This is a genomic window from Providencia sneebia DSM 19967 (assembly GCF_000314895.2).
Taxonomy (GTDB): domain Bacteria; phylum Pseudomonadota; class Gammaproteobacteria; order Enterobacterales; family Enterobacteriaceae; genus Providencia; species Providencia sneebia.
In genome coordinates this window covers 19,498-45,002 of the sequence record NZ_CM001773.1, presented here as the reverse complement: position 1 = coordinate 45,002, position 25,505 = coordinate 19,498, and the positions used below count along the sequence as shown (strand labels likewise).

The 25,505-nt window shown below is 39.0% G+C and carries 25 protein-coding genes; 12 read left to right on the top strand and 13 right to left on the bottom strand.

All coding sequences use genetic code 11. The features are described from left to right. Positions 1 to 99: 99 nt before the first annotated feature. The 5 genes from OO7_RS00210 (at position 100) to OO7_RS00195 (ending at position 4,890) form a co-directional block, all read left to right on the top strand. Positions 100 to 1,071 carry an HlyD family secretion protein gene (locus OO7_RS00210; protein ID WP_008913953.1) on the top strand — a complete coding sequence of 324 codons (972 nt, stop codon included), beginning with the start codon at positions 100 to 102 and terminating at the stop codon, positions 1,069 to 1,071. 12 nt (positions 1,072 to 1,083) lie between these two features. After that, positions 1,084 to 2,229: an ABC transporter permease gene (locus OO7_RS00205; protein WP_008913952.1), complete on the top strand. Its 1,146-nt coding sequence runs from the start codon at positions 1,084 to 1,086 to the stop codon at positions 2,227 to 2,229. Then, entirely contained in the window at positions 2,229 to 3,377 is a 1,149-nt protein-coding gene (locus tag OO7_RS00200) for an ABC transporter permease (RefSeq protein ID WP_008913951.1), read from the top strand. Before OO7_RS00205 ends, OO7_RS00200 begins: the two co-directional genes overlap by 1 nt. 92 nt (positions 3,378 to 3,469) lie before the next feature. Continuing rightward, entirely contained in the window at positions 3,470 to 3,751 is a 282-nt protein-coding gene (locus OO7_RS16750; protein WP_156823160.1) for a glutathionylspermidine synthase family protein, read from the top strand. Between the two features lie 47 nt (positions 3,752 to 3,798). Then, complete coding sequence (locus OO7_RS00195; protein WP_008913950.1) at positions 3,799 to 4,890, top strand: calcium-binding protein; 1,092 nt, start codon at positions 3,799 to 3,801, stop codon at positions 4,888 to 4,890. A gap of 73 nt (positions 4,891 to 4,963) precedes the next feature. On the opposite strand, the gene OO7_RS00190 is transcribed toward OO7_RS00195, so the two are convergent. After that, the gene (locus tag OO7_RS00190; protein WP_008913949.1) at positions 4,964 to 5,839 is read right to left on the bottom strand and encodes a U32 family peptidase; all 876 of its coding nucleotides are present in this window, start codon (positions 5,837 to 5,839) and stop codon (positions 4,964 to 4,966) included. A 13-nt stretch (positions 5,840 to 5,852) separates the two neighbouring features. Further along, on the bottom strand, positions 5,853 to 6,848 hold the full coding sequence (gene ubiU / locus OO7_RS00185) for a ubiquinone anaerobic biosynthesis protein UbiU (protein ID WP_008913948.1): 996 nt from the start codon (positions 6,846 to 6,848) through the stop codon (positions 5,853 to 5,855). 506 nt (positions 6,849 to 7,354) lie between these two features. Here ubiU and ubiT point away from each other — a divergent pair. Both ubiT and OO7_RS00175 read left to right on the top strand, forming a co-directional pair. Continuing rightward, entirely contained in the window at positions 7,355 to 7,879 is a 525-nt protein-coding gene (ubiT, locus tag OO7_RS00180) for a ubiquinone anaerobic biosynthesis accessory factor UbiT (RefSeq protein ID WP_008913947.1), read from the top strand. Then, entirely contained in the window at positions 7,873 to 8,376 is a 504-nt protein-coding gene (locus tag OO7_RS00175; RefSeq protein WP_008913946.1) for a GNAT family N-acetyltransferase, read from the top strand. Before ubiT ends, OO7_RS00175 begins: the two co-directional genes overlap by 7 nt. Here OO7_RS00175 and OO7_RS00170 read toward each other — a convergent pair. Then, positions 8,349 to 8,660 carry a GIY-YIG nuclease family protein gene (locus tag OO7_RS00170; RefSeq protein WP_008913945.1) on the bottom strand — a complete coding sequence of 104 codons (312 nt, stop codon included), beginning with the start codon at positions 8,658 to 8,660 and terminating at the stop codon, positions 8,349 to 8,351. The genes OO7_RS00175 and OO7_RS00170 overlap by 28 nt on opposite strands. A 297-nt stretch (positions 8,661 to 8,957) precedes the next feature. Here OO7_RS00170 and OO7_RS00165 point away from each other — a divergent pair, with 297 nt between their 5' ends. Both OO7_RS00165 and OO7_RS00160 read left to right on the top strand, forming a co-directional pair. Then, the gene (locus OO7_RS00165; RefSeq protein WP_008913944.1) at positions 8,958 to 9,209 is read left to right on the top strand and encodes a YdgH/BhsA/McbA family protein; all 252 of its coding nucleotides are present in this window, start codon (positions 8,958 to 8,960) and stop codon (positions 9,207 to 9,209) included. Positions 9,210 to 9,371: 162 nt separating this feature from the next. Continuing rightward, positions 9,372 to 9,809 carry a YhbP family protein gene (locus OO7_RS00160; RefSeq protein WP_008913943.1) on the top strand — a complete coding sequence of 146 codons (438 nt, stop codon included), beginning with the start codon at positions 9,372 to 9,374 and terminating at the stop codon, positions 9,807 to 9,809. On the opposite strand, the gene nrdG is transcribed toward OO7_RS00160, so the two are convergent. The 6 genes from nrdG to argF form a co-directional block, all read right to left on the bottom strand. After that, on the bottom strand, positions 9,806 to 10,270 hold the full coding sequence (gene nrdG / locus OO7_RS00155) for an anaerobic ribonucleoside-triphosphate reductase-activating protein (RefSeq protein WP_008913942.1): 465 nt from the start codon (positions 10,268 to 10,270) through the stop codon (positions 9,806 to 9,808). The genes OO7_RS00160 and nrdG overlap by 4 nt on opposite strands. Positions 10,271 to 10,274: 4 nt before the next feature. After that, positions 10,275 to 12,413, bottom strand: coding sequence for an anaerobic ribonucleoside-triphosphate reductase (gene nrdD / locus OO7_RS00150; RefSeq protein ID WP_008913941.1), 2,139 nt, complete (start codon positions 12,411 to 12,413; stop codon positions 10,275 to 10,277). A 534-nt stretch (positions 12,414 to 12,947) separates the two neighbouring features. Further along, positions 12,948 to 13,334 carry a 2-iminobutanoate/2-iminopropanoate deaminase gene (gene ridA / locus OO7_RS00145; RefSeq protein WP_008913940.1) on the bottom strand — a complete coding sequence of 129 codons (387 nt, stop codon included), beginning with the start codon at positions 13,332 to 13,334 and terminating at the stop codon, positions 12,948 to 12,950. A gap of 186 nt (positions 13,335 to 13,520) precedes the next feature. Continuing rightward, positions 13,521 to 13,985, bottom strand: coding sequence for an aspartate carbamoyltransferase regulatory subunit (gene pyrI, locus OO7_RS00140; protein WP_008913939.1), 465 nt, complete (start codon positions 13,983 to 13,985; stop codon positions 13,521 to 13,523). Between the two features lie 13 nt (positions 13,986 to 13,998). Next, entirely contained in the window at positions 13,999 to 14,934 is a 936-nt protein-coding gene (gene pyrB, locus OO7_RS00135; RefSeq protein WP_008913938.1) for an aspartate carbamoyltransferase, read from the bottom strand. Between the two features lie 429 nt (positions 14,935 to 15,363). Further along, on the bottom strand, positions 15,364 to 16,389 hold the full coding sequence (argF, locus tag OO7_RS00130; RefSeq protein ID WP_008913937.1) for an ornithine carbamoyltransferase: 1,026 nt from the start codon (positions 16,387 to 16,389) through the stop codon (positions 15,364 to 15,366). 161 nt (positions 16,390 to 16,550) lie between these two features. Here argF and rraB point away from each other — a divergent pair, with 161 nt between their 5' ends. Then, positions 16,551 to 16,964: a ribonuclease E inhibitor RraB gene (rraB, locus tag OO7_RS00125; RefSeq protein WP_008913936.1), complete on the top strand. Its 414-nt coding sequence runs from the start codon at positions 16,551 to 16,553 to the stop codon at positions 16,962 to 16,964. A 64-nt stretch (positions 16,965 to 17,028) separates the two neighbouring features. Here rraB and OO7_RS00120 read toward each other — a convergent pair whose 3' ends face one another. From OO7_RS00120 to pepA, 4 genes are all read right to left on the bottom strand, one after another. Next, on the bottom strand, positions 17,029 to 17,526 hold the full coding sequence (locus OO7_RS00120; RefSeq protein ID WP_008913935.1) for a GNAT family N-acetyltransferase: 498 nt from the start codon (positions 17,524 to 17,526) through the stop codon (positions 17,029 to 17,031). Positions 17,527 to 17,722: 196 nt separating this feature from the next. Further along, positions 17,723 to 20,617 carry a valine--tRNA ligase gene (locus tag OO7_RS00115; protein ID WP_008913934.1) on the bottom strand — a complete coding sequence of 965 codons (2,895 nt, stop codon included), beginning with the start codon at positions 20,615 to 20,617 and terminating at the stop codon, positions 17,723 to 17,725. An 18-nt stretch (positions 20,618 to 20,635) separates the two neighbouring features. Further along, positions 20,636 to 21,085, bottom strand: coding sequence for a DNA polymerase III subunit chi (locus tag OO7_RS00110; protein WP_008913933.1), 450 nt, complete (start codon positions 21,083 to 21,085; stop codon positions 20,636 to 20,638). A gap of 279 nt (positions 21,086 to 21,364) precedes the next feature. Next, a complete protein-coding gene (pepA, locus tag OO7_RS00105) occupies positions 21,365 to 22,876 on the bottom strand; it encodes a leucyl aminopeptidase (RefSeq protein ID WP_008913932.1) in 1,512 nt (503 codons plus the stop codon). A gap of 277 nt (positions 22,877 to 23,153) precedes the next feature. On the opposite strand from pepA, the gene lptF reads away from it, so the two are divergent. Further along, entirely contained in the window at positions 23,154 to 24,251 is a 1,098-nt protein-coding gene (lptF, locus tag OO7_RS00100; protein ID WP_008913931.1) for an LPS export ABC transporter permease LptF, read from the top strand. Beyond that, positions 24,251 to 25,327 (top strand): LPS export ABC transporter permease LptG, encoded by a 1,077-nt coding sequence (gene lptG / locus OO7_RS00095; RefSeq protein ID WP_008913930.1) that lies wholly within the window; start codon positions 24,251 to 24,253, stop codon positions 25,325 to 25,327. The genes lptF and lptG overlap by 1 nt, the downstream gene beginning before the upstream one ends. Positions 25,328 to 25,505: the final 178 nt, after the last annotated feature.

Below are 25,505 nucleotides of genomic sequence, written 5' to 3'. Positions count from 1 at the left end.
TGTGACATAGCGCACAAATTTATTAACGTATTATCGGCAATTACTGCGATAATTCAATATGTATAATTTCCTCCGTGATTATTTAGGGTTTTATTAATAATGAAAAAAAGAACAATAGCACTAATTTTATTAATGTTGATTTTAATTGCGGTGGCTGCTCTTTTTCATTCGCATAATCAATTTTTATTATTACAAGGCGAAGTTGATGCGCCTGAAGTCATCGTCACATCTAAAGCAAAAGGCCGAGTGATTGAACGTTTAGTTGAGCGCGGAGATGATGTGACTAAAGGGCAATTATTATTGACATTAGAAAGCCCAGAATTAACGGCACAATATGAAGCGTTGAAAGCGGCAAGAGATCAAGCAAAAGCCCAGTTTGATTTGTCTGTGAATGGAACACGTGAAGAGACAATTCGTAATTTACAGGCTTCATTGGCACAAATGACCTCACAATATCAAAATGCCACTCGTGAATATAATCGTTTGAATAATTTATCTACTAAAGGCTATGTTTCTGCTAATGAATTAGATGCTGCGCGTAAAACAAAAGATGTCGCCTTCCAGCAAGTGGAATCGGCAAAAGCTAAGCTAGAAGAGGCTAAAAATGGTGATCGCATTGAGCAACGTCAGCAGTATAAAGCCGCACTGAATCAGGCTGAGCAAAAGTTGGCTGAAGTAAAAGTTCAACTGGATGATTTGCAAGTGAAAGCGCCTGTAGAAGGTGAAATTGGTCCAATTCCTGCGGAGGTTGGTGAAATTTTTAATGCCGGCAGCCCATTGATGACGCTCATTCGTCTTCCTGAGTCCTATTTTGTTTATAACTTGCGAGAAGATATTCTGGTTAATGTGAAAAAAGGCGATAAAGTACAATTATCTGTCCCTGCTTTAGGGGATAAAACAATTGAAGCAGAAGTTCGCTATATTGCACCAAAAGGTGATTATTCAACAAAAAGAGCAACTCGAGCAACCGGTGATTTTGACTTAAAAACATTTGAAATTCGTTTATATCCGTTAGAGCCTATTGAAGGGTTAAGACCGGGTATGAGTGCATTATGGCGCTGGGATAAATAAGAAGGCGCTGGTATGAAATTAAAATTTGCTTGGCATGGATTTGAGCACGCTTTTGGACGAGAAACCCATTCTGCTATCCGTAGTCCGGTTTTCCATTGGCTAAGCTGGCTGTTTCCCTTAATGCTATTTACATTGATCAGCGCGAACTTTTCTGAAGGGACGTTGATGGATCTTCCTGTGTCGGTTGTCGATAATGACCACGGTCCAGCTTCTCGGCAAATTATTCGCGACCTTAATGCGGGTCCTCATGCGGATATTAAAACGATTGATGGCAATTTAAATACCTCATTGAAACGTTTAGCTAGCGCAAAAGATTATGCTTTGCTCTATATTCCCGCTGATTTTGAAGCTGATGCTTTACGCGGTCGCCAGCCAGAATTGCGTATGTATTACAACGCATTATTTTATGCGTCCGGCAGCTATGCAATACAAGATTTTAGTGGGCTGGTGGCAGAGCTAAATGCGAAATACCGAGTAGAACTCGCTCGTTCAATGGGAAAAGCATTACCGCAGATGGCGCAAGTGACACTTTCTTACGATAGCTTATTTAATCCCAGCGGTAGTTATATCTATTACCAACAATTTGCGGCAACAATTCATATGCTGCAATTGTTCGTGGTGACTTGTACGATTTATACTATGTCTCGCGGTTCTATCTTACAAAGTGTGAAACCTTTTGCAATGGCCTTATTAGGCAAAATGGCGCCTTATACGCTCTTTTTTACCACATTGCTGGTTGTTGAATTGGCAGCATTAGTCGCTATTTTTGATGCTAAAGTGGTGGGAAATCCGCTGTATATGATAATGGTGGGATTTTTCTATGTTATTGCGGCGCAAAGTATAGGTCTTTTGCTCTTTAGTTTTACTTCAAGTGCTATCACTGCGTACAGTTTAATAGGTCTTTTGGTCAGTATCGCGCTTGCCTTTTCTGGTATAGCTGTACCTGAATTATCGATGATCCTGCCTGCACAGATTATCTCTAATATAGAACCATTAACTCATACCCTTAATGCCATGTTTGACATTTTCCTACGTGAGTTCTCTTTCCGGAGAGTGTTAGAGGTGTGTGCATTTCTGTTGATTTATCCAATTGTTACGGGTTTTCTCATACGTAAACGCATAGTTAAACGCATCGCAGCGCAAGGAGGCGACCTCTAATGTTACAGATGTATTTCGCCACTTTTCGTAAAGTGCTCATTGGTATGCTGGATAAGCCAATGTGGCTGCTGCTATTAGTCTCTTTATGTATTATGAGCTTAGTATATGCCAAGCCTGTATTATGGGATTTACCAGTAGCAGTTATTGATAAAGATCATAGTGTTGCGAGCCGTTCTTTAATTCGTGATTTAGATGCGACACCGAAAATAAAACTCCACAGTTATGACAATTTAGCACAAGCTAGAAAAGACATGATTGATAGGCAATTATTTGCCATCGTTATTATTCCAACTGATTTTGAAAAATATTTATTAAATGGTAAGAATATTACTATCCCGGTATATGGTGATGCGACAAACCGTTTAGCAAGTGGCCAAATTCAGCAGGAGTTAGTCGGTGCTTACAAAACATTATTGAACGATTATAACACTCAAATATTGGTTGATTCAGGCTATAGTGAAGAGCAAGCTAAGGTTATTATTACCCCGATCCGCAGTGAGACTGAACCTCTTTATAACCCAGGAGTGAGTTTTGCTGCAATTGTATTCCCAGGGTTGCTAGTGATGTTATTACAGCACTCCTTATTGATTGCTTGTGTTCGTGTCAGTATTGCCATTCGTGGAACGCCTAAAGGTAAGCCACCACTTGCCGTCTATTTAGGGGCCTTATCTGCATTAATTCCTATTTGGTTATTTTTATCGACAATATTTTTTGCGTTATGGCCTTGGATTTTGGGCTATCGCCAAGAGGCACCTTTGTATCAAATCTGGATGTTAACTTTCCCATTCCTATTAGCTGTAATTGGGCTTGGTAAGTTGGTGACAGAATGTTTGCGTAGTGTGGAGATGATTTATCTGACTTTAGCATTCATTACGACACCTGTGTTCTATATGTCAGGAACGATTTGGCCACTACAAGCTATGCCAGAATGGGTAAGAATGATTGCGTCGGCATTACCTTCAACATGGGCAACCAGTGCAATGGCGGGAATTAATCAAATGGGATTACCGTTTAGTGGCGTGCTTATGGATATTGTCATGATGCTGATCCTTGGCGTTATTTATGCCGTAATAGGTATTTTTATTGGCATGTTACGTGATGGGGAATTACGCCATCTTACTCATCGTATTATGCATTCAAGAAAATAATATACAGGTTAGCTTATTTTACTAGATATATTAATTATCTTGGAATGCATATAAGTGGTTTATATTTAGGTGCTACTTTATTTGGTGCCTAAATATTTGTATTCTGTAATTCTGAACACAGAATATATCAAACGAGTGCATTTTTACCAAGATTTGGTACAGATTATAGATTAATTAATAGTTGGATTATTGGTGATGATCCTGCCGATATTGGTATTCGTCAATATAATTATTTGATTACTAAGAATATATTTCTCACTGTAATATGCTTGAATGATTATATTTGTATAAATAATAATGGTACCTTTTATTTAAAAGAGTACAGCTGTTTATTTTCCATTGAAGTAACCAAACTGAGTTTAGGTTATAACTAAATTGTTGTTGTGTTTATTTATAATTTAATTTAAAAGGAATTATTAAAATGCCTATTAATATTCAAGGTTATATTCAGGAAAATAATGGTGTAGTTAACTTCTCTTCAGATAAGCCAGAAATATTTAAGATAGATCCGTTATTAAATCATGAAATAACAATAACTAATTTTAACATTGGGATGAGTAAGTTAGATTTATCCTCACTTGGCGATATTCATTATTGGGATGAAATTGCTAACAAAAAAAATAATATTAACTCAAAACAGCCTTTATCAAGCATTGCAATAAAAAATAATTCCGTGGTTACTTTTGAATCAGGCAATCGACAATTAACTATTGTTGATAATAAAGGAAAGCTATTTTCAATAAATATTGAGTTTAGCCCTGAAAGTCGTCAAATATATTCATTACAAAATTCTTTAACATACGAAAATATTAGGGATAGAACTCTATTGGATAATATTTCTTTATTTTCTGATAGCCAATTTAATGATGGGAATATTGTAGAAGGTAAGATGCTTAATGTAGATGGTATCTTATATAATAATGTTTTTATCGGTCGCAACTCCCAAGAGATACCTGATTTTATTGAAGCACCAAATAATCAATATAAACACTTTATTTATGGGCGTAAGGGGAATGATATTTTGATTGGTAGTGAAGGACAAGAGACATACTATTTTGAATTAGGCGATGGTAAAGATACAATTGCAAATATCAGTAGCCATTATAATCCCAATAAGCTATACACCCCAGATATTTTAAAGTTTGGTGAAGGGATTTCAGCTAATAATCTTCAAATGAAGAAAGAGAATAAAGATTTATTGATTGAAATTAAAGATACACAAGATAGTGTTCGTATCGTTTCTTACTTTAATGATAAGAGAAAACAGGGTGTTAGGATAATAGAATTTTCTGATGGCTCTGTTATGACGGATAAAAAAATCAATGAAAACATTGCCAAAAATAATCCATTATCATTAAATTCTACGTATAATCAAACAGAGTTATTAGTCAATATGATGTCTACACTAACTAATAAATCAGGTGTTAGTTCATCAGTAGATAATTGCTTAGCAACTCAGCCGCAATCAATGATGTCTGCGGGTTCGAATATTATTTTTAGTAATAATAATTAATTATAATTTTATAATGTGAATTATATAGTATTGATATAATGGGAAGTTTTAAAATAGACTTCCCATTCATAAATCAAGCAATAATTTCTAAACCTGCAACTTGTCGCCAATAACCATTACAGCTATGGTCGTTAATTTTAAGAGGCTTATTACCCGTTTCATTTGCTTTGAATTGAGCTAGTACATCTAATGACCCGAGACTTTCAGGTGAAATACGTACGATATCAACTAAGTCTTTCATAGAAGTTAGTTCATTACCGAGGTTATAACAGTTGCCACTTTGGGTCTGTAGACCATTTAGAATGAACACTTGTTGTTGTTCTTGGGAAAAGACTTTGCGGCCTTGTGGATAGTGAATACAGCAAGTCTCACATTCATCTTTAGCGCGGTTTTCTGAACGTGCAGTAAAACAGCGAGCTGAATACGCTAATGGTAAATGACCATAACTCATTACTTCCACTTCAAATTTATGGCGAATGCCCAGTTCTTCACATTGAGTGAGTAAATTAACTAACCAATCGCGCGATAATTCAACGGGCATGCACCAGCGCATCATTCCTTGACGTAATAAAATGTTGAGTGCTTGCGCGTTATAACAGTTTAATCCATGACCGGCGATAAAGGGCAATTTGCGTTCGGCTAGCATGTTAATAATGCCAAAGTCATGTGCTTCAACTAAAAATTCACCGTTATCAATGAGCTTAGCCATCTCTTTTAGTTCAGAAGGGGCTTGTATCAATGCTAATGAACTTAAAATAATTTGCTTACCACTTAGCGCGAGCTGTTTTGCCAAGTCAATCCAATCTGCTGGTTTCATTTCTCGACGTTTACTGCATACTGTCTCACCAAGATAAATAATATCAGCTTCACTTTCTTGCGCGGATTGATAGAAGTCATAGAGCGTTTGTTTTGGCCAGTAATAGAGAACAGATCCTAATGCATATTTCATAATAATTACCTTATTACTGCCATTTACGGTGATAAGCACCGAGAGTTGTTTGGCTGCCTTCAGAAAGCCCACTAAGCACTTTTAACCAATTTGCTTCAACTGCAAATTGTTCAGGATTTGCATTATATTTATCAATTGCTTGTCGCCAAATTCTGGTGACGTCAGTGACATAAGCAGGGCTACGTTGACGGCCTTCAATTTTAACAGAGGCAATATTTGCACTCATTAAATCGGGCAGTAGCTCAAGGGTATTTAGGCTCGTAGGCTCTTCTAATACATGATATTTGTGACCATCAACAAAATAACGACCTTTACACAATGTTGGATAGCCAGCATTCTCATTTGCTTGATATTTATCTATTAAAACGTCATTAAGGCGTGATTCCATTCCATCATCTGTTTGTTGCCAACGAACAAATCGTGCAGGTGAACATGCGCCGACAGTATTTGGGGATTCACCAGTAAGATAGGAAGATAAATAACAGCGACCTTCAGCCATAATGCACAGACTGCCAAAAGCAAAAACTTCTAAGGGAACGGGGCTACTTTTAGCCAGTTGTTTTACCTGATGAATAGATAAAACACGCGGAAGTACAATTCGGTGAACATCAAAGTTACGCGAATAGAAACGAATAGCTTCAGTATTCGTTGCTGAAGCTTGCACAGAAACATGGCGCTCAATATGAGGATATTTATTGGCGGCATATTCCAGCATGGCAATATCAGGAAGGATCAATGCATCAGCATTGAGTGATGCAGCAAGATCAATTGAATCTTGCCAGCGTTGAAAGTTATTTGGATGCGCAAAAGTATTAATTGCGATATGAAGTTTACGTTTATAGTGATGGATGTAACGTTCAGCTTCATGTAATTTTTTTTCGGTAAAGTTGAGTCCGGCAAAATGGCGTGCATTAGTTTCATTTTTTAAACCGATATAAACAGCATCAGCGCCATTATCAACCGCAGCTTTTAATGCAGGTAGATTACCTGCTGGACACAGTAATTCCATTGCTCTGTTCCAGGGGTTATTTTTGACAACTTATTATTTTAGTTAAATTATAATCGGTAAGCTTTGATTTAAGGCAGTGATTTAGACGTTATGCCATGGTGACTTTATCTTTTTTATCGAAAAAAAGTGTAGTATGAAAAGAAAATTAGAATTTCATCGACATAATAAAAATAAATGCTGGTGAGGTGTCCATTTATTGATATAGGATCAAACCAAAATTTATATCTCTGGCAAAATAAGCACATAGTTTATTATTTTCTAGGGCACTATCTGCCGTATTTTTCTTTAAATAGTTTATTTTATTGAGTTAGATTAACAAGATAGAATAATGCTGATAGTGACTTACAGTCGCGTAATTTTGATTAGAAAATTGCGTATCGTATCGACAAGCAAATTGAGTTATACCGTGATGTCATCTATTGTAATATCAATTTGCCACTCATAAGTTATGGCTGCTTGTGATATCAAAAGTATCAGGGCAGGCAATTGATTCGGGAGTCAGTATCGTGTTAGGAAAAATTCGTTCTCAATTGATAACTAAAGGCCCTTCTTTATTAAGGTTACCCTTAAAAGTGACCCCCTTCGTTGTACAACGTCAGGTGCTTGAGCAACTCCTTAGCTGGCAATTTCGTGAATCAGTTAAAGATGGTGAGCTAGATTTCTTAGAAGGGAAATGTCTTAAAGTCGAAGTCAAAGATCTTGGGCTGGTTTGGTTTATTAGCTTGCAAGATGGGGAACTGATTGTACGTAATAACGCACAGGTAGACGTTAGCGTTTGCGGAAATGCGAATGACCTAATATTGATTGCCGCCCGTAAAGAAGATCCCGATACACTATTTTTCCAACGTCGCTTGGTGATTGAAGGTGATACTGAATTAGGTCTTTATGTCAAAAATCTGATGGATGCTTTTGAATTAGAGAACATGCCAGCGCCACTGCGTTTTGCATTGCTACAACTTGCTGACTTTATCAAAATAACCCAAGACAACGAGGACACAGTGCATCAAACTCCTGTGGCAACCACATGTTAATTCGTGTCGAAATACCCGTAGATGCCATGGGCATTGATCGATTATTACGTGGGACATTTCCTACGGAAGCAGAAGCTAATCTTGTACAAAAATTGCGTGAAGATGGGTTGCTGACATTAGGTATAGTTGCAACGAATGATGATGGTGAAGTAATAGGTTATGTTGGTTTTACACCGGTTGATGTCAATGGAGAAGATATTCAGTGGGTAGGGCTAGCACCGTTAGCAGTCAATCAAGAATTTCAAAATCAAGGAATTGGCAGCCAATTAGTCTATGAAGGTCTTGATAGCTTAAATGAGTTTGGCTATGGCGCGGTGGTTGTACTTGGTGATGAGAAATATTATCACCGCTTCGGTTTTAAATCGGCTTCTGAATATGGTGTGGTATGCCAATGGTCTAATCTACAAGAGCACTTTATGATTTGTGGATTAGATAATGGGGCATTAAATGATCATAAAGGTTTAGTCACTTATTCCTCATATTTTGATGCAGTTTGAGATGCAAAATACATCATCACATCATCAGGCTGATCTCGTATCAGCCTTTCTTTTGCCTGTTTATTAAGTTGTTTAATCTGATATTCCAGTCGAGAAGCCTGAGAACGATTACCGACAAAACAACTAAAGACCAATTCTAATGGTGCTTTTCCTTTCAATGCTTTTGCTCCTTTTCCTTCTTGATGCTGCCTGAAGCGGCGTAAGACATCTGTGGTTATGCCACAATATAACGCGTTATTTTTGTTTCTTATCAGGTAGAGATACCAGTTTTTTTGTATCGACATTGCGTTTTGTTACTCGTATTTTGTCTTTATGTGCTTAAAAAAGAAGAGGAAAATATTAGGAATAAACGAAAATACTCTCTAATAATGATTTGTATAACTTATTAAATTATAAGAAAAAAATAAAATATTTTAAGTATGATTATAAAACCTAAAGTTAGGTTTTAGTTCAAATATTTTGAACAAAAACAGCAAAATTAGCTAATTTTCATTCTCAGTCAATAGGCATAATATGATTCACATCACAGGGAAACAACGAATTCTCCTGATAATAAATCAATATACAATGAGGAACATAATATGAAAAAAGTAACATTACTTGCTGCAACTTTGGCTTTTGGTGCTATTTCTTTTGGTGCAATGGCAGCAGAAGAAGTTCAACATTCTAATCAACCAGCTGCTGGTTATGTATCAGTTTCAGGTGCAGTCAGCGTCAACGATTTAACTGAACAATTGGCCAAAAAAGCTGATGAAGCTGGTGCAAAATCTTTCCGCGTTATCTCTGCTGGCGGTGAAAACTCAATGAATGGTGTTGCTGCAATCTATAAATAATCTATCTATATCTTAATTCGAATGCCTATCTTGTTTAGCTGCAACTCGAATTATTTAGGGTTATAGTAATAGCAAATATTATTCAACGTTCAGAACAGCTTGAGCACGCTTATTGAAATCAACTTCAATAGCGTGTTCTGAACGGCTACTATAGGTTTTGCTATGAATGATGCATCATCTTTAAAACATATCCAACGCTACCTTTCCCGCCAACATGTTTTTTCTCTTTTCACCAGCCATAATAATGATATCTGGTCTGCGAGTTGTTATTACGCATTTGATGCTCAATTGATGAGTTTATTTTTTATGACAGATGCAGCTTCGCGCCACGGTAAATTAATGCTAACGAATCAACGTGTTGCAGGCACTATTTCGGCGCAAACCAAAACAGTTAGCCAAATTCAAGGTATTCAATTTATTGGGGATGTTATTGTGCTTGATGAAAACCGACAACAACAAGCACATGAATTTTATTGTCGTCGATTTCCAATTGCACTGACCGCTAAGTTGCCAGTTTGGCGCTTAGATTTCCAAGAAGTTAAAATGGTAAATAACAAACTTGGTTTTGGTACTAAGCTATATTGGCAGAGAGATAGTTAGCGTAGTTTATGGATCACTTGGTTACTGCTTCCTCGCCAAAGAAGTTGAGGATCATACAGTTCTTGGACAAATTTCCCATCAATCAGTACGTTAATTAAGTTAACTACTTGGCGTTGTTCTGGGGTTAACTCCGCTAATAAATAACCTGTCCATAACCAAATATCTTTATCGGGACAAACTGTCTTGACGCGCTGTACTAAATGGTGAATTACCGATAAGTTGGCCGGATGCAAAGGATCACCGCCAGAAAGAGATAAACCTTGCCGGCGGATCCGAGTATCTTGCAGATCATCAATGATCTTATCTTCCATCTGTTGAGTGAATAAAATACCTGAATCAGTGCGCCAAGTGCTTTTATTGTAACAACCACGGCACTGATGAATGCAGCCAGAGACAAATAATGTGCAGCGTGTACCTGGCCCATTTACCACATCAACAGGATAATATTGATGGTAATTCATAGTATTAACCTAGTTGACCATTACCTAAATGTTTTATCCGACGTTTAACTTCTTCTTGTTTTCCTGCATTAAATGGTCGTGCATCGGGGCTGCCTAAGTAACCACAAACTCGTCGAATGACGGATACTCGATTGGTATCATGGTTTCCGCAGCGTGGGCACACAAAACCTTTACTTGTACACTGAAATTCACCTGTAAAGCCGCACTCATAACATTCATCAATTGGTGTATTTGTTCCATAATAAGGAACATGCTCATAGCTATAATCCCAAACATCCTCAAGCGCTTTAAGGTTATGTTGTAAATTAGGATATTCGCCATAACAAATAAATCCACCATTTGCGATTGCAGGATAAGGTTTTTCAAAATCGATTTTGTCGTACGGATTGACTTGTTTTTCGACATCAAGATGGAAGCTATTCGTGTAATAACCTTTTTCTGTTACACCAGGAATAATGCCAAACTGAGCTGTATCTAAACGGCAAAAACGATCACATAAGTTTTCACTTGGCGTACTGTATAAGCTAAAACCGTAGCCTGTTTCAGATTTCCATTCTTCTGTCGCTTGGCGTAAGTGATTGACAATCTCGACAGCTTTTTCTCTTAGTTTTGTGTTATCAAAGACATGCTCTTGCGTGCCAAAGAGCGCATTGATGGTTTCATGTAAGCCAATATAGCCTAATGAGATGGAAGCTCGACCATGTTTAAAGATTTCAGCAACATTGTCGTCGGCATTTAACCTAACACCACATGCACCTTCCATATATAAAATAGGCGCGACTCGTGCTTTCACTTTTTCTAAGCGAGCAATTCGGGTCATTAGGGCTTTTTTCGCGATAGCAAGGCGCTCGTCTAACAGTGACCAAAAGGCATCTTCGTTGCCTTGTGCTTCAATTGCAATACGCGGTAAGTTTAGGCTAATGACGCCTAAGTTATTGCGCCCGTCATGAATTTGCTGACCATTTTCTTCATAGACACCTAAGAAACTGCGGCAACCCATTGGGGTTTTGAACGAGCCTGTCACTTCAACCACTTGGTCATAGTTAAGAATGTCTGGGTACATCCGTTTACTTGCACATTCAAGGGCGAGCTGTTTGATGTCGTAATTTTGATCGCCAAATTGATGGTTTAGACCTTTCTTAATGGCAAAAACCAGTTTAGGGAATACAGCCGTTTTACGATTTTTACCTAATCCAGCAATCCGGTTTTTAAGAATTGATTGTTGTATCAACCGTGCTTCTTTGGATGTTCCTAGCCCAAAACCAAAGGTGACAAAAGGGGTTTGACCATTGGCGGTGTGTAATGTATTGACTTCATATTCAAGGGATTGGAAAGCGTCATAACACTCTTTTTCTATTTGGCTATCTGCATAACCTTGAATATCCGCAATTCCCCATTTTTCAGCTATTTTTAAGTGTTTTTGGTAGCTAATTTGTACATAAGGCGCAAGAATTTCATCAATACGGTTAATCGTAGTGCCACCATAAATATGGCTAGCAACTTGTGCAATAATTTGTGCAGTAACTGCTGTTGCTGTTGAAATAGATTTAGGTGGCTCTATTTCAGCATTACCCATTTTAAATCCATTGGTTAACATGCCTTCTAAGTCAATTAGCATGCAGTTAAACATGGGGAAAAATGGGGCATAATCGAGATCATGATAGTGAATTTCACCGCGTTCATGAGCAACAACAACATCTCGAGGCAAAATATGCTGTTTAGCGTAGTGCTTTGCGACAATACCCGCAAGTAAATCGCGCTGTGTTGGAATGACTTTGCTATCTTTGTTGGCATTTTCATTTAACAGTGACACATTACTTTGTTCTATCAATCCTCTGATATCATGTGTCAGCTGACTACGTTTTTCACGTTCAATATCTCTATCATGGCGATATTCGATATAGGCACGAGCCAGATCTTTGTAAGGACCAGACATAAGTTGGTTTTCAACGGCATCTTGAATTTCGTGAATATCAACGGTTTCACGGTTGGCAAGTTGTTCTGCAACAGAATTAGCCACTTGAAGGCAATAATGCGCATCTTGAACATTGACAGCAGCAGCAGCATGTTTGATGGCTTCTTGTATCCTATAGAGATCAAAATTTACTTGGCAACCGTCACGTTTAATCACAACCGTTTTCACTTTCAATGCTCCTTGTCGAGTTATCCACAATGCTTAAATTAATCATAAACACGAAAATAAGCTTGTGGATAAATCTGTGAATAAATACTACATATAGTGTTTTGTTGTGATATTAAACCACAATATATAGTAAATTATTCTTTTTTAGCTATCGTTTTTTTGATCTAAGACAAAGAAAAAAATAATTTGTATGAATATCAAAACACGAGAAAAGTATTTAAATTTTACTAACCAACTGCGTATTATTATTTTTGATGATAATTTTGTCGGTCAGAAATATTGTGACGATAAAATAGACAAAAAAGAACGATTTATATCCATATAAATCAAATGGATAATTATCTTGTTTTAGTTGGCTATTATACTTTTTAAGATGTGTAAACGTGTTGAAGTATCATGTCTGTTAGTTTTGAAAATTAGGGGGTGTATTCAAGAGAGATAATGCGAGCAAAAGTAGAAAACATTGCCCGCATATTTTTTGGGTAACAATTCTGACTAAGTGAGAGAAGTCATTTTGTTATCAGACGCAATCAATTATTTACGGACAGCAATTGCTTCGATTTCAATTTTTACATCTTTTGGTAGACGTGCAACTTCTACGCAAGAACGTGCAGGGAATGGTGCGTTATGTTGTTTGAAGAACTCTTCATAAGTTGCGTTAACAGTTGCAAAGTCATTCAAATCTTTGACAAATACCGTTGTTTTAACAATATTTGCTGCACTAAGTCCCGCTTTTTCTAAAATAGCCACTACGTTATCTAATGATTGACGAGTTTGCGCGGCAATATCAGATGGAACTTCGCCTGTTTTAGGGTTAACAGGAATTTGGCCTGAAGTGATTACCATGCTGCCTAAGTCAACACCTTGGACATAAGGACCGATTGCTGCTGGTGCGTTTTCTGTATTGATTTCGTATGACATAAATACTCCATTTAAACACGTAACAGGGATTACTCATTGTATTTCATGTTGCTCGGTTTTTAGCTACAACTTAAAAGACTTTGAGTAGAGTGTGGTTATTATAATGCTTTGATGCGTACAGACAAATTTCCGTCATATGCGAGTGAAAGTATGCATATGACGGAAGAAAATTAGCAACCTAATTATTTATTGATTATTAATAACCGCATCTCGATCAAATTGTTTCTCACAAAACAGACACGTTAGCGCGACTTCTTTGCCAATCTTTTTCACTTTAAAACGACTTGCAACAGGTTCGTTATGGCTGATGCAGTTACTATTTGGACAAATTAATACATTCTCAATATGCTCTGGTAATCTTAGTGCTAGCTTCTCAACAACTTGATAATCTTCAATACGATTAACCGTGGCTTCAGGGGCATACATGGCGAGTTGGTTTGCTTGCTCTGGTGTTAAGAAAGTGTTTTCTATCTTAATTAAATCTTTTTTACCTAAATTATTAGAAGGTAAATTTAAACCAATAGTAATGCGTTCATCTGTTAAAGTGAGTTTGAATAAGCTCAGTAGCTTAAAACCAATTTGAGCAGGAATATGGTCAATGACAGTACCGCAACTAATGGCTTCGACTTGTAATTTATGATCGTGTGTCATGATATTTTTCTCCTCAGATTGCTAATTCTTTATTTAAAACCAGTGATAGCAGAGCTTGTCTTGCATAGATGCCGTTTCCTGCTTGTTGAAAGTAGTAAGCATATGGGGTGGCATCAACATCAACGGCAATCTCATCAATACGCGGTAGCGGGTGTAGAACTTTTAAATTAGGTTTAGCGACATTCAGGTCAGCGGCACGTAAAACAAATTGTGCTTTGACATTGGCATATTCTGATGGATCTAAACGTTCTTTCTGCACACGAGTCATATAGAGGATATCGAGTTCTGGCAGCACTTCATCAATATTGTTATGCAAACTATAAGTTGAGCCTTTTTCTTCTAAGAGATGCAAAATGTAGTTTGGCATAGAAAGCGCTTCTGGCGCGATAAAGTAGAAGTGATTCCCTGAAAACTTAGCCAATGCTTGGGTTAATGAATGCACGGTGCGACCATATTTTAGGTCTCCCACCATGGCGATTTGCAGATTATCTAATCGGTCTTGTGTCTCTTGAATAGTGAACAGATCGAGCAATGTTTGTGTTGGGTGTTGGTTTGAACCATCACCTGCATTAATGATAGGAATATGACCCGAAAATTGGCTAGCCAAGCGTGCAGCACCTTCTTGTGGGTGGCGCATCACAATCGCATCAACATATTGGCTGATGACAGAAATAGTATCAGCAAGCGTTTCACCTTTCTTACCTAGCGATGTATTCGCACTATCTGAAAAACCGACGACAGAAGCACCTAAACGATGCATGGCTGTTTCAAATGATAAACGCGTACGTGTTGAAGCTTCAAAAAAACAACTGGCGATCACTTTATGTTTTAGAAATTCTGGCTGTGGGTGCTGTTTTAAAGATGCTGCAACATTGAGTACTAGCTCAAGGTCTGTGCGATCTAAATCATTAATTGAGATAATATCGCGAAGGTATAAAGGATTTGGCATCGTTGTTCTCCTATATCAGCAAGCTATGTAGTCCGGTGAAAGAGCAAAAAAAAGCCCCTCAATTGAGGGGCTTTTTTGAAATACGGAGGGGAAAAACAGATTACCTAGACCGCAGTAAGGCAGTGTAGTGGAAGTGTGCTCTGTAAAAAATAGAGTGACAACGTTCATGGTTTCTCCCGACAAATTGTGGCGCATTATACGCGCGTCTTTCTGTGAGGCAAGCGTTTGCATAAAGAAAAAAGAAATTTTTTATTCGCGATTAGATAAATATTTATGAAATCAGTTGGATATTAATGGCATTCAATCAATATTGATGTCGTAAAGATTTATCTAATTTATATTGATTAAATATCAATAATTTAGATTTATTTAAGCAGAGAGCGATATCTATTCAATCTCTGCTTAAGAAGCTATTTTTGATCGATAGGATTACATTGCCTTCGCGGGTAATTCCGGTGCTAATGTAGCAACCATTACCGCTTTGATGGTATGTAAACGGTTTTCTGCTTCATCAAACACAATGCTATAAGGGGATTCAAAAACCTCTTCTGTCACTTCTAAGCCGCCCCACATATTAAACTCTTCAGCTAATTGAGCACCTAAAGTTGTCTCTTCATTATGGAAGGCAGGCAAGCAGTGAAGAAATTTCACGTTAGGATTGCCCGTTAATTTGATCACATCCATATTGACTTGATAGGGTTTGAGCAAGTTGATCCGCTCTGTCCAAACCGTTTTCGGCTCGCCCATTGAAACCCACACATCCGTGTATAAAAAATCGACATCTTTCACGCCTTCAGCCACATCTTCTGTTAGGGTGATTTTGCCACCTGTTTTTTGCGCAGCTTTGCGGCACTCTTCGACAAGTGTTTCCTCCGGCCAGCAACTTTTTGGCGCAACTAAGCGAACATCCATTCCCGTTAATGCTGCTGCTTCTAGCATGGAGTTACCCATGTTATTTCTTGCATCACCTAAGTAAGCAAATTTAATACCTGATAATGGTTTATTAGGTAAGTGTTCTTGAATGGTCAGCAGGTCGGCTAATAACTGTGTGGGATGGAATTCATCTGTTAATCCATTCCATACAGGCACTCCCGAGTGCGCAGCTAATGTTTCTACTGTTGATTGGCTATATCCGCGATATTGAATGCCATCATACATTCTGCCTAAAACTCTGGCGGTATCTTTCATTGTCTCTTTATGGCCAATTTGGCTACCAGATGGACCCAGATAGGTGATCCTTGCACCTTGATCAAAAGCACCAACTTCAAAAGCACAGCGGGTACGGGTCGAATCTTTTTCAAAAATTAAAGCAATATTTTTACCCGAAAGAAAGGGTTGCTCACTCCCAGCACGTTTTTCTGCTTTTAGCCATGCTGCGAGTTTTAATAATGAATGAATTTCACTTGTTGTGAAATCAAGCAATCTTAAGAAATGCTTTTTATAGAAGGGATTCATAAAATGCGGCCTTTTTTATTTGAATTAATATTCAATTTATATTCATAAAAATTCAAAATCAACCCCTTGAAGAAAAGAAATTATTCATTCAGGTATGGTGTTACTGACAACCGTATGGAACAATGCTGATGAGACTAGCAATAATAAAAAGAGGTGTGGATATGGTAGATAAAGCAGAGTTAGAAGCACAATGCGAAGAAACGCGCTTGATCATTGAAGAATTATTGGAAGATGGCAGTGATCCAGATGCATTATATGCAATTGAGCACCATTTCTCGGCTGATAATTTCACATTACTCGAAAAAGCCGCAGTGGAAGCCTTTAAGTTAGGTTACGAAGTCACTGATGCTGAAGAGCTGGAAGTGGAAAATGGTGTAACATTGATGTGTTGTGATGTCATCAGTGAATGTGCGCTGAATGCTGAGCTCATTGACGCTCAAGTTGAACAATTGATGCAGCTAGCTGAAAAAATGGGTGTCAACTATGATGGTTGGGGCACCTATTTTGAAGATCCTGATGGCGAAGATGATGAAGATGGTGATGACGAAGAAGATGAAGGCGAACGTATTCATTAATTGATTATTCATCTTCTAGATAAAAAGGATAGCAAATCGCTATCCTTTTTTGGTTTTCGGCAAATTAGAGTGCTTTTAACATTCTAATTTCACAGTCACTATGACCTGTATTGCCCATTGGCTTGTCGATAAACTCAAAGCCCAGTTTTTCATATAACTTAATAGCAGCTTGCAGGTCAGCGGTTGTTTCGAGATAGCAGTTTTTATAGCCTTGCTCTTTTGCGAATTCTAATGACATTAGCACTATCTGTTTCGCTAATCCTTTACCTCTAAGCACTGAAGATAAATACATTTTTTGTAATTCAGCTGTTTCAGTATCACCACCAGCAAGCTGAGAAACACCTCCGCCACCAACAATCTTATTATCCATTTCTACAACCCAATAAGCACTACGAGGCTTATTGTAGACATCGTAGAGAGTATCTAAAATTGGGTCAGCAACAGCATAACCTTTATCTGCTGTCAGTCCGTGTTCTGCTGAAACTTCACGGATCACCGTAGCAATACCCGCATTATCTTTTTCTTCGATTAAACGAATGGTGTAGTTTGTGTTTGTTGTCATATCAGACTCTTTCTTTTTGTTATGTTTGACTGCTCAGTGAAAGAGAACCAGAAGGGCACTTCAAGCTGAGAACTGCGAACGCAGTCGTTTGATGATAATAGAATAATTACTAATGGTATAGACTTTACTGTTCATTAAAATAAAAAGCCTTTATTGATTGAACAATAAAGGCTTTAGAAAAATCAGAGGCTAAGAATTACAGTGAAGCTATTGTCACTTTCTGGGCTTCTAATTTATTTTTAGCTTCGATATTGGCAGCTAAACGTTCACGCTCTTTTTCAACAACAGCAGCTGGGGCGCGGCTAACAAAACCTTCATTAGCAAGCTTGCTTTCAATAGCTGTGATTTCTTTAATGACTTTCTCTAGCTCTTTATCAAGACGAGCAAGTTCAGCTTCTTTATCTACCAAGCCTGCCATTGGAATTAAGATTTCTGCACCATCGACCAGTTTGGTCACCGAAATAGGTGCTTCTTCACCTTCAGCCAATACAACAATGCTAGCAAGGCGAGCCATTGATTTAATAAAGTTTTGGTTTTCAGCAACTCGGCGTTTAGCATCTTCTGATGCACCACGTAACATCACATCCAGTGGTTTACCCGGTGCGATATTCATTTCAGCACGAATATTTCGTACCGCAATAATGGCTTCTTTAATCCACTCTAAGTCACTTAATGCTAACTCATCAACTTTAGTTGCATCAAATTCAGGGAATGGTTGTAGCATGATAGTATCCGCATCAATGCCTTTGACCACTTTGACGCGTTGCCAAATAGTTTCAGTGATAAATGGAATGATTGGATGTGCAAGGCGCAGTAAGCCTTCTAACACTTCAATGAGTGTGAAACGTGCTGCGCGGACTTGCGCTTCATTACCTTTATGTACCGCAGGTTTAGACAGCTCAAGATACCAGTCACAGAACTCATTCCAAGTAAAATCATATAAAATACCCGCTGCGATATCATAGCGATGAGTATCAAGTGCTTCGCGGTAAGCTTTCACGGTTTGGTTGAACTGCGCCATGATCCAGCGATCTGCCAAGGAGAAGCTCATTTCGCCACCTTGTTGACCACAATCTTGGTTTTCTGTGTTCATTAACACAAAACGGCTAGCATTCCAGAGCTTATTACAGAAATTACGGTAGCCAGAAAGACGTTTCATATCCCAGTTGATATCACGACCCGTTGAAGCAAGAGCGGCTAAGGTAAAGCGCAGGGCATCAGTACCATGAGCTTCAATACCATCTGGATACTCTTTTTGAGTTCGTTTAGCAATTTTCTCTGCAAGCTGAGGCTGCATCATATTGCCAGTACGTTTTTCCAGCAAACCTTCTAATGAAATTCCGTCAATCATATCCAGAGGGTCGATAACATTCCCTTTAGATTTTGACATTTTTTGGCCTTCTTCATCACGGATAAGACCTGTCATGTAGACTGTCTTAAACGGAACTTGAGGAGCGCCATTCTCGTCTTTGATGAAATGCATTGTCAGCATGATCATACGAGCAATCCAGAAGAAGATAATGTCGAAGCCACTGACCAACACATCCGTTGGATGGAATGTTTTCAGTGCTTCTGTATTTTCTGGCCAGCCAAGTGTTGAGAAAGTCCATAAACCAGATGAGAACCACGTATCGAGCACATCATCATCTTGGCGAAGGGCAATTTCTGCACCGAGATTATTTTCACGGCGGACTTCTTCTTCATCACGACCCACATACACATTGCCTTTATCATCATACCAAGCAGGAATGCGGTGGCCCCACCATAATTGGCGAGAAATACACCAGTCTTGAATATCACGCATCCAAGAATAGTACATGTTTTCGTATTGACGAGGCACAAACTGAATGCGGCCATCTTCAACCGCTTTAATAGCTTCTTCCGCTAATGGCTTAGTGCGAACATACCATTGGTCAGTTAGCATTGGCTCGATAACAACACCACCACGGTCACCGTAAGGAACCGTTAAATCATGAGGTTTGATATCAACTAATAATCCAAGCTGTTCAAATTCTGCAACCAGCGCTTTACGTGCAGCAAAACGTTCAACACCACGGTAAGCTTCAGGAATATCATTAGCATAAGCTGTTGATGGGTTCCCGTTAGTATCAAAAACCTCGGCTTCATTACGGATATTACCGTCTAAGTCCAAGATATTGATCATGGGTAGCTGGTGGCGTTTACCAACTTCATAGTCGTTAAAGTCATGAGCAGGTGTGATTTTGACGCAACCTGTGCCTTTTTCCATGTCGGCATGTTCATCACCAACAATAGGAATACGGCGGTTGACTAATGGCAGGATAATTTCTTTGCCAATTAAATCTTTATAGCGAGGATCTTCTGGGTTGACCGCAACACCAGTATCACCAAGCATGGTTTCTGGTCGAGTCGTTGCTACAACTAGGTAATCTTGACCTTCTGCTGTTTTTGCACCATCTGCTAATGGGTAGCGCAGATGCCACATTGAACCTTTAATTTCGCGGTTTTCAACTTCCAGATCAGAAATTGCAGTGTGTAATTTAGGGTCCCAGTTAACTAGGCGCTTACCACGATAAATTAAGTTATCTTTATATAGACGAACGAACGCTTCTTTAACTGCTTTTGATAAGCCTTCATCCATGGTAAATCGTTCGCGCTCCCAATCAACAGAATCACCTAAACGGCGCATTTGTTGGGAAATGGTGCCACCTGATTCTGCTTTCCATTGCCAAATTTTGTCGATAAAAGCATCACGACCGTAATCGTAGCGAGTTTTACCTTCTTCAGCTGCAATTTTGCGCTCAACAACCATTTGTGTTGCGATACCCGCATGGTCAGTACCTGTTTGCCATAAGGTATTTTTACCTTGCATGCGTTGGTAACGGATCATGGTATCCATAATTGTTTGTTGGAAAGCATGGCCCATATGCAGGCTACCAGTGACGTTCGGTGGTGGGATTACGACACAGAAACTGTCTTGGCTGGTATCACCATTTGGTTTGAAGTAGCCACTTTTTTCCCAGTGAGCATAGAGAGATTGTTCAATCTCAGCTGGGTTATAGGTTTTATCGAGCGAAGGCTCGGCAATTGCATTCTCAGGTTTTTTTTCCATCTTTATCTGTATCGTTATTTAGTTAGTTGGCGGTGTGGCCATAGTCAAATTGAAGCCGACGCTACGATAAATTTTATATCGATCACGCGCCAACTGTTTTAAAGTTTCATCAATAGGAACAAAGTCTATCACTTCATGGAAGGTGGTGGCAAAGTCTACAAATTGGCTTTGAAGATTAATTAATACATCTCGTTGAGCATTTCCCCGTTTACCCGGCCAACAAAGCTCAATGGGGGCGCCATATCTTGGACCTTCCCCGGCTAAATTATGAGGCACAAATTGATGGGGATCTCTTTGCCAAAGTGCTTCATCAAGCTGTTCTGCTTGCGCTGCCGTTTCACAGGTGATTAAAACGCGTTTTCCATTACGCCACATTTGCGCCGCAAGCTCACAAGCTAGCCATTCATGAGCTTCAAGCTCTTCTTGCGGTGAAGGGTGCTCCAGTAAATAAAAAATAGCGTTCTTCATCTCTCTACCCGTCATTCTTCGCATTGCAGCATTATCAATCTATTGTTATTCGATAAATAACAATAGATTCAATTCATAGGATTTATCAACATTCAGACTGAAAATTATATCTTTTTTCTGGGCAGCCGCAAATGAACTCCTCAGAGGAAAGTCTGTTGACCTAAAGTGGTTTGATTCATATAAAAAATAATATCCCGAATCACGATATTACGCGATTCGGGAATATTATTAAATCAACTAATAATTTGATTTGTTAAGGCAAATCAAAATCAACGTTTGTTATTCATCAACGTTGAGGCCAGCACGATTTAGTAGAAATTGTGACAGCATTGATACAGGACGACCTGTCGCACCTTTGGCTTTACCAGAACGCCATGCTGTTCCTGCAATATCCAAGTGAGCCCAATTATATTTCGTTGCAAAGCGAGCAAGGAAACAACCCGCAGTGATAGCACCACCCGGACGACCACCTGTATTTGCTAGATCAGCAAAGTTAGATGCAATTTGATCATAATATTCGTCAGCTAATGGTAAACGCCATGCACGGTCGCCAGCTTGTTCTGAGGCATTAAGTAGCTCATGAGCAAGAGGGTTATGGTTCGACATCAAACCGGTGTAGTGGCTACCTAAAGCAATAACACATGCACCCGTTAGTGTTGCAATATCAATGACTAATTCAGGCTCAAAACGCTCAACATAGGTCAGAGAATCACACAGCACTAAACGGCCTTCCGCATCTGTATTCAGAACTTCAACTGTTTGACCTGACATTGTGGTGAGGATATCACCTGGGCGATAAGCATTGGTGCCTGGCATATTCTCACAGCCAGCCAGAATACCGACAACATTGATAGGCAATTGTAATTCTGTGACAAAACGCATGACGCCGTAAACAGTTGCAGCACCACACATGTCGTATTTCATTTCATCCATGCTATCAGCAGGCTTGATGGAAATACCACCTGAGTCAAATGTGAGGCCTTTACCAAGCAGTACAATTGGCTTGGCATCCGGATCTGGGTTGCCTTTGTACTCCATAATAGACATCAGCGATTCATTTTGTGAACCATGACCAACTGCGAGATAAGCATTCATGCCTAACTCTTTCATTTGTTCTTCACCAATGACGCGAGTTGTCAGTCTATTGTCAGGAATATCGGCTAATTGACGCGCTTGAGAAGCCAAATAACCTGCATTACAGATATTTGGTGGCATATTTCCAAGATCTTTTGCCGCTTTAACGCCAGATGCAATCGCGAGGCCGTGAGAAATTGCGCGCTCGCCACTGGTCAGTTCACGGCGTGTTGGCACATTAAAGACCAATTTGCGTAATGGACGGCGGTGTTCAGTCTTATTACTTTTTAATTGGTCAAATACGTACAGTGATTCTTTCGCTGTCTCAACGGCTTGACGTACTTTCCAGTAATTATTACGGCCTTTAACATGCAGCTCAGTTAAGAAGCAAACGGCTTCCATTGAACCTGTCTCATTCAGCGTATTAATGGTTTTCTGAATGATTTGTTTAAATTGACGTTCATCTAGCTCACGTTCTTTACCACAACCAATGAGTAGAATACGTTCGGACAGCACATTTGGTACATGATGGAGTAGTAGGGATTGGCCTACTTTACCTTCAAGTTCCCCGCGGCGTAACAGGGCGCTGATATATCCGTCACTTATTTTGTCCAGCTGTTCAGCTATAGGGGACAGACGGCGTGGTTCAAAGACTCCGACAACGATACATGCGCTACGTTGTTTTTCCGGACTACCACTTTTTACACTAAACTCCATGCGTTCTCCTGAATCTTAAAGACAAAGGCTCATGCTCTCGCTAAAATTAGCGTTCCGCATCATCTACCTCATAGAGAATGAACTCTTTATGTTAAACTGCGCGAATATCTGGTTTTTAGATAATAATAAGCATGTTCTGATTGGGTTATCAGTATAGAGAATGCTTTTATATCATTCTAGTCATAGAATGAGCCAGAGTATATGTTAATAAATGGTAGATATTAAACGAACTTAGCCATTTTCCACCCAAAAGACAAGTTTTCACAGGCGTATAAGCGTGATTATTATTAAATATTTGGTACGTGAAACCCTGAAAAGTCAATTAGCCATCTTATTTGTGCTGATGTTGATTTTTTTTAGCCAAAAGTCTATCGATGTTCTCGGGGCTGCGGTACAGGGTAATATTCCATCAAGCTTAGTATTACCTTTATTAGGATTAGGTGTGCCACAAATGGCGCAATTAATCTTACCTTTGAGCCTATTTCTTGGGCTTTTAATGACATACAGTAGACTTTATACCGAAAGTGAAATTACGGTGATGCATGCCTGCGGTTTGGGTAAAAGTGTTTTAGTCAAAGCCGCTTTGGTGTTAGCAACGCTGACAGCCCTAGTTGCGATTGGTAATATCACTTGGATGCTCCCGTGGTCTTCTCAATATCAAGAACAAGTGTTGGCAGATGCTCAGGCAAACCCAGGACTTGCTGCTATGGTTGAAGGCCAATTTAAAACGACAAAAGATCGTAACATTGTCCTTTATATTGGTGATGTGAAAGGTAACAACTTTAAAAATGTCTTTCTCGCTCAGCTACATCAGGCGAATGAACAGCGCCCATCAGTTGTGGTTGCGGATAGCGGTTATATCAAAGAGGATGCTGATGGTCGTCAAGTTGTTGTGCTAGATGAAGGGACGCGTTATGAAGGCACTGCTCTTTTACGCGACTTCCGCATTACTGAATTTAAAAATTATCAAGCCATCATTGACCATAAAACCAGTGAAGAGAAAAAGGATCGTGTTGAACAAAAAAGCATGTCTGAGCTATGGAAAGCAAATGATCTCGACTCAAATGCAGAATTCCATTGGCGTTTAACAATTGTCTTTTCTGTGGTTGTGATGGCATTGATGGTTGTGCCATTAAGTGAAGTGAATCCGCGCCAAGGGCGTGTTTTGAGTATGCTTCCTGCTATGCTGCTATACCTTATTTTCTTCCTACTACAAAGCACACTGCGCAATAGCGCGGAGAAGGGGGATGTTGACCCGAAATATGCAATGTGGGCCGTGAATATCGGTTATTTAATTTTGGCAATCATTCTTAATATTTGGAATACCGTGCCAATGCGTCGCTTGCGAATGAAATTTAATAGAGGGGTTGCCTGATGTTTGGTGTTTTAGACAGGTATATCGGACGAACTATCCTGAACTCTATTTTGATGACCTTATTTATGCTGGTTTCACTCGCTGGGATAATTAAGTTCGTCGAGCAGCTCCGCAAAGTCGGGGATGGTGATTATACCGCGCTAAGTGCTGGTGTATTCACTTTACTGACTGTGCCTAAGGATATTGATATCTTTTTCCCAATGGCGGCACTATTGGGAGCACTATTAGGTTTAGGTGCATTAGCTTCTCGCAGTGAATTAGTCGTCATGCAAGCATCCGGTTTCAGCCGCCTACAAATCGCACTGTCTGTGATGAAAACAGCTATTCCGCTAGTTATTGTTGCTATGTTCATTGGTGAGTGGGTAGCACCGGCAGGTGACCAATGGGCTAGAAATTATCGTGCAGAAAAAATTGTTGGGAAAACGCTGGTTGTGACAGATGAAGGTATGTGGGCAAAAGATGGGCATGATTTTATTCATATCCAACGAATTGCAGATACGACATCTATCCAAGAAGTCTCTATATATCGCTTTGATGACCATAACAAATTACAGTCTGTTATGTTCGCATCGAGCGGTGAATATGATAAAGATAACAAACAGTGGATATTGTCCCAAGTTGATGAATCTATCCTAAGTAATGAGAGAAAAATCAAAGGAGCTCAGCGTTTAACGGTAGATTGGAAAACTAACTTAACGCCTGAAAAATTAGGTATTGTATCTTTGAATGCTGATTCATTATCTATTCGAGGACTTTATCAATACATCACTTACTTGAAAGAGAGCGGGCAAGTTGCTGCTGTTTATCAATTAAGTATGTGGAAAAAAATCTTATCCCCATTATCTGCCGCCGTCATGATGCTCATGGCTGTTTCATTTATTTTTGGGCCATTACGTACTGTTCCTATGGGCGTGCGAGTGGTGTCCGGTATTGTGGGTGGATTTATTTTCTATGTATTGAATGAAGGATTTGGTCGTTGGAGTTTGGTCTACTCGATCCCACCAATAATAGCGGCACTTTTACCAAGTCTCTTATTCTTAGTGGTTAGTATCGTGCTATTGGTGAAACGTAAATAACGCTTAGCGAATGATCAATTAATAAAAATTTCACCGTTACGGATGAAATGATTAAAATCTTCAGTCATTTCAACTCGGTAACGGTGAATTGAATATTTATTTCAATATCTTGTGAGAAATTACGGTAGTGTCGTAAGCTTAAAAGTGATCAATCGTAAAGCACCACTTTTTAGGGTTG

Excerpts from the sequence above, each read along its gene's own strand:
- OO7_RS00210 (WP_008913953.1), top strand. The coding sequence starts at position 100 with ATGAAAAAAAGAACAATAGCACTAATTTTATTAATGTTGATTTTAATT.
- OO7_RS00205 (WP_008913952.1), top strand. The coding sequence starts at position 1,084 with ATGAAATTAAAATTTGCTTGGCATGGATTTGAGCACGCTTTTGGACGA.
- OO7_RS00200 (WP_008913951.1), top strand. The coding sequence starts at position 2,229 with ATGTTACAGATGTATTTCGCCACTTTTCGTAAAGTGCTCATTGGTATG.
- OO7_RS00195 (WP_008913950.1), top strand. The coding sequence starts at position 3,799 with ATGCCTATTAATATTCAAGGTTATATTCAGGAAAATAATGGTGTAGTT.
- OO7_RS00190 (WP_008913949.1), bottom strand. The coding sequence starts at position 5,839 with ATGAAATATGCATTAGGATCTGTTCTCTATTACTGGCCAAAACAAACG.
- ubiU (WP_008913948.1), bottom strand. The coding sequence starts at position 6,848 with ATGGAATTACTGTGTCCAGCAGGTAATCTACCTGCATTAAAAGCTGCG.
- OO7_RS00175 (WP_008913946.1), top strand. The coding sequence starts at position 7,873 with ATGTTAATTCGTGTCGAAATACCCGTAGATGCCATGGGCATTGATCGA.
- OO7_RS00170 (WP_008913945.1), bottom strand. The coding sequence starts at position 8,660 with ATGTCGATACAAAAAAACTGGTATCTCTACCTGATAAGAAACAAAAAT.
- OO7_RS00165 (WP_008913944.1), top strand. The coding sequence starts at position 8,958 with ATGAAAAAAGTAACATTACTTGCTGCAACTTTGGCTTTTGGTGCTATT.
- OO7_RS00160 (WP_008913943.1), top strand. The coding sequence starts at position 9,372 with ATGAATGATGCATCATCTTTAAAACATATCCAACGCTACCTTTCCCGC.
- nrdG (WP_008913942.1), bottom strand. The coding sequence starts at position 10,270 with ATGAATTACCATCAATATTATCCTGTTGATGTGGTAAATGGGCCAGGT.
- ridA (WP_008913940.1), bottom strand. The coding sequence starts at position 13,334 with ATGTCATACGAAATCAATACAGAAAACGCACCAGCAGCAATCGGTCCT.
- pyrI (WP_008913939.1), bottom strand. The coding sequence starts at position 13,985 with ATGACACACGATCATAAATTACAAGTCGAAGCCATTAGTTGCGGTACT.
- pyrB (WP_008913938.1), bottom strand. The coding sequence starts at position 14,934 with ATGCCAAATCCTTTATACCTTCGCGATATTATCTCAATTAATGATTTA.
- argF (WP_008913937.1), bottom strand. The coding sequence starts at position 16,389 with ATGAATCCCTTCTATAAAAAGCATTTCTTAAGATTGCTTGATTTCACA.
- rraB (WP_008913936.1), top strand. The coding sequence starts at position 16,551 with ATGGTAGATAAAGCAGAGTTAGAAGCACAATGCGAAGAAACGCGCTTG.
- OO7_RS00120 (WP_008913935.1), bottom strand. The coding sequence starts at position 17,526 with ATGACAACAAACACAAACTACACCATTCGTTTAATCGAAGAAAAAGAT.
- OO7_RS00115 (WP_008913934.1), bottom strand. The coding sequence starts at position 20,617 with ATGGAAAAAAAACCTGAGAATGCAATTGCCGAGCCTTCGCTCGATAAA.
- OO7_RS00110 (WP_008913933.1), bottom strand. The coding sequence starts at position 21,085 with ATGAAGAACGCTATTTTTTATTTACTGGAGCACCCTTCACCGCAAGAA.
- pepA (WP_008913932.1), bottom strand. The coding sequence starts at position 22,876 with ATGGAGTTTAGTGTAAAAAGTGGTAGTCCGGAAAAACAACGTAGCGCA.
- lptG (WP_008913930.1), top strand. The coding sequence starts at position 24,251 with ATGTTTGGTGTTTTAGACAGGTATATCGGACGAACTATCCTGAACTCT.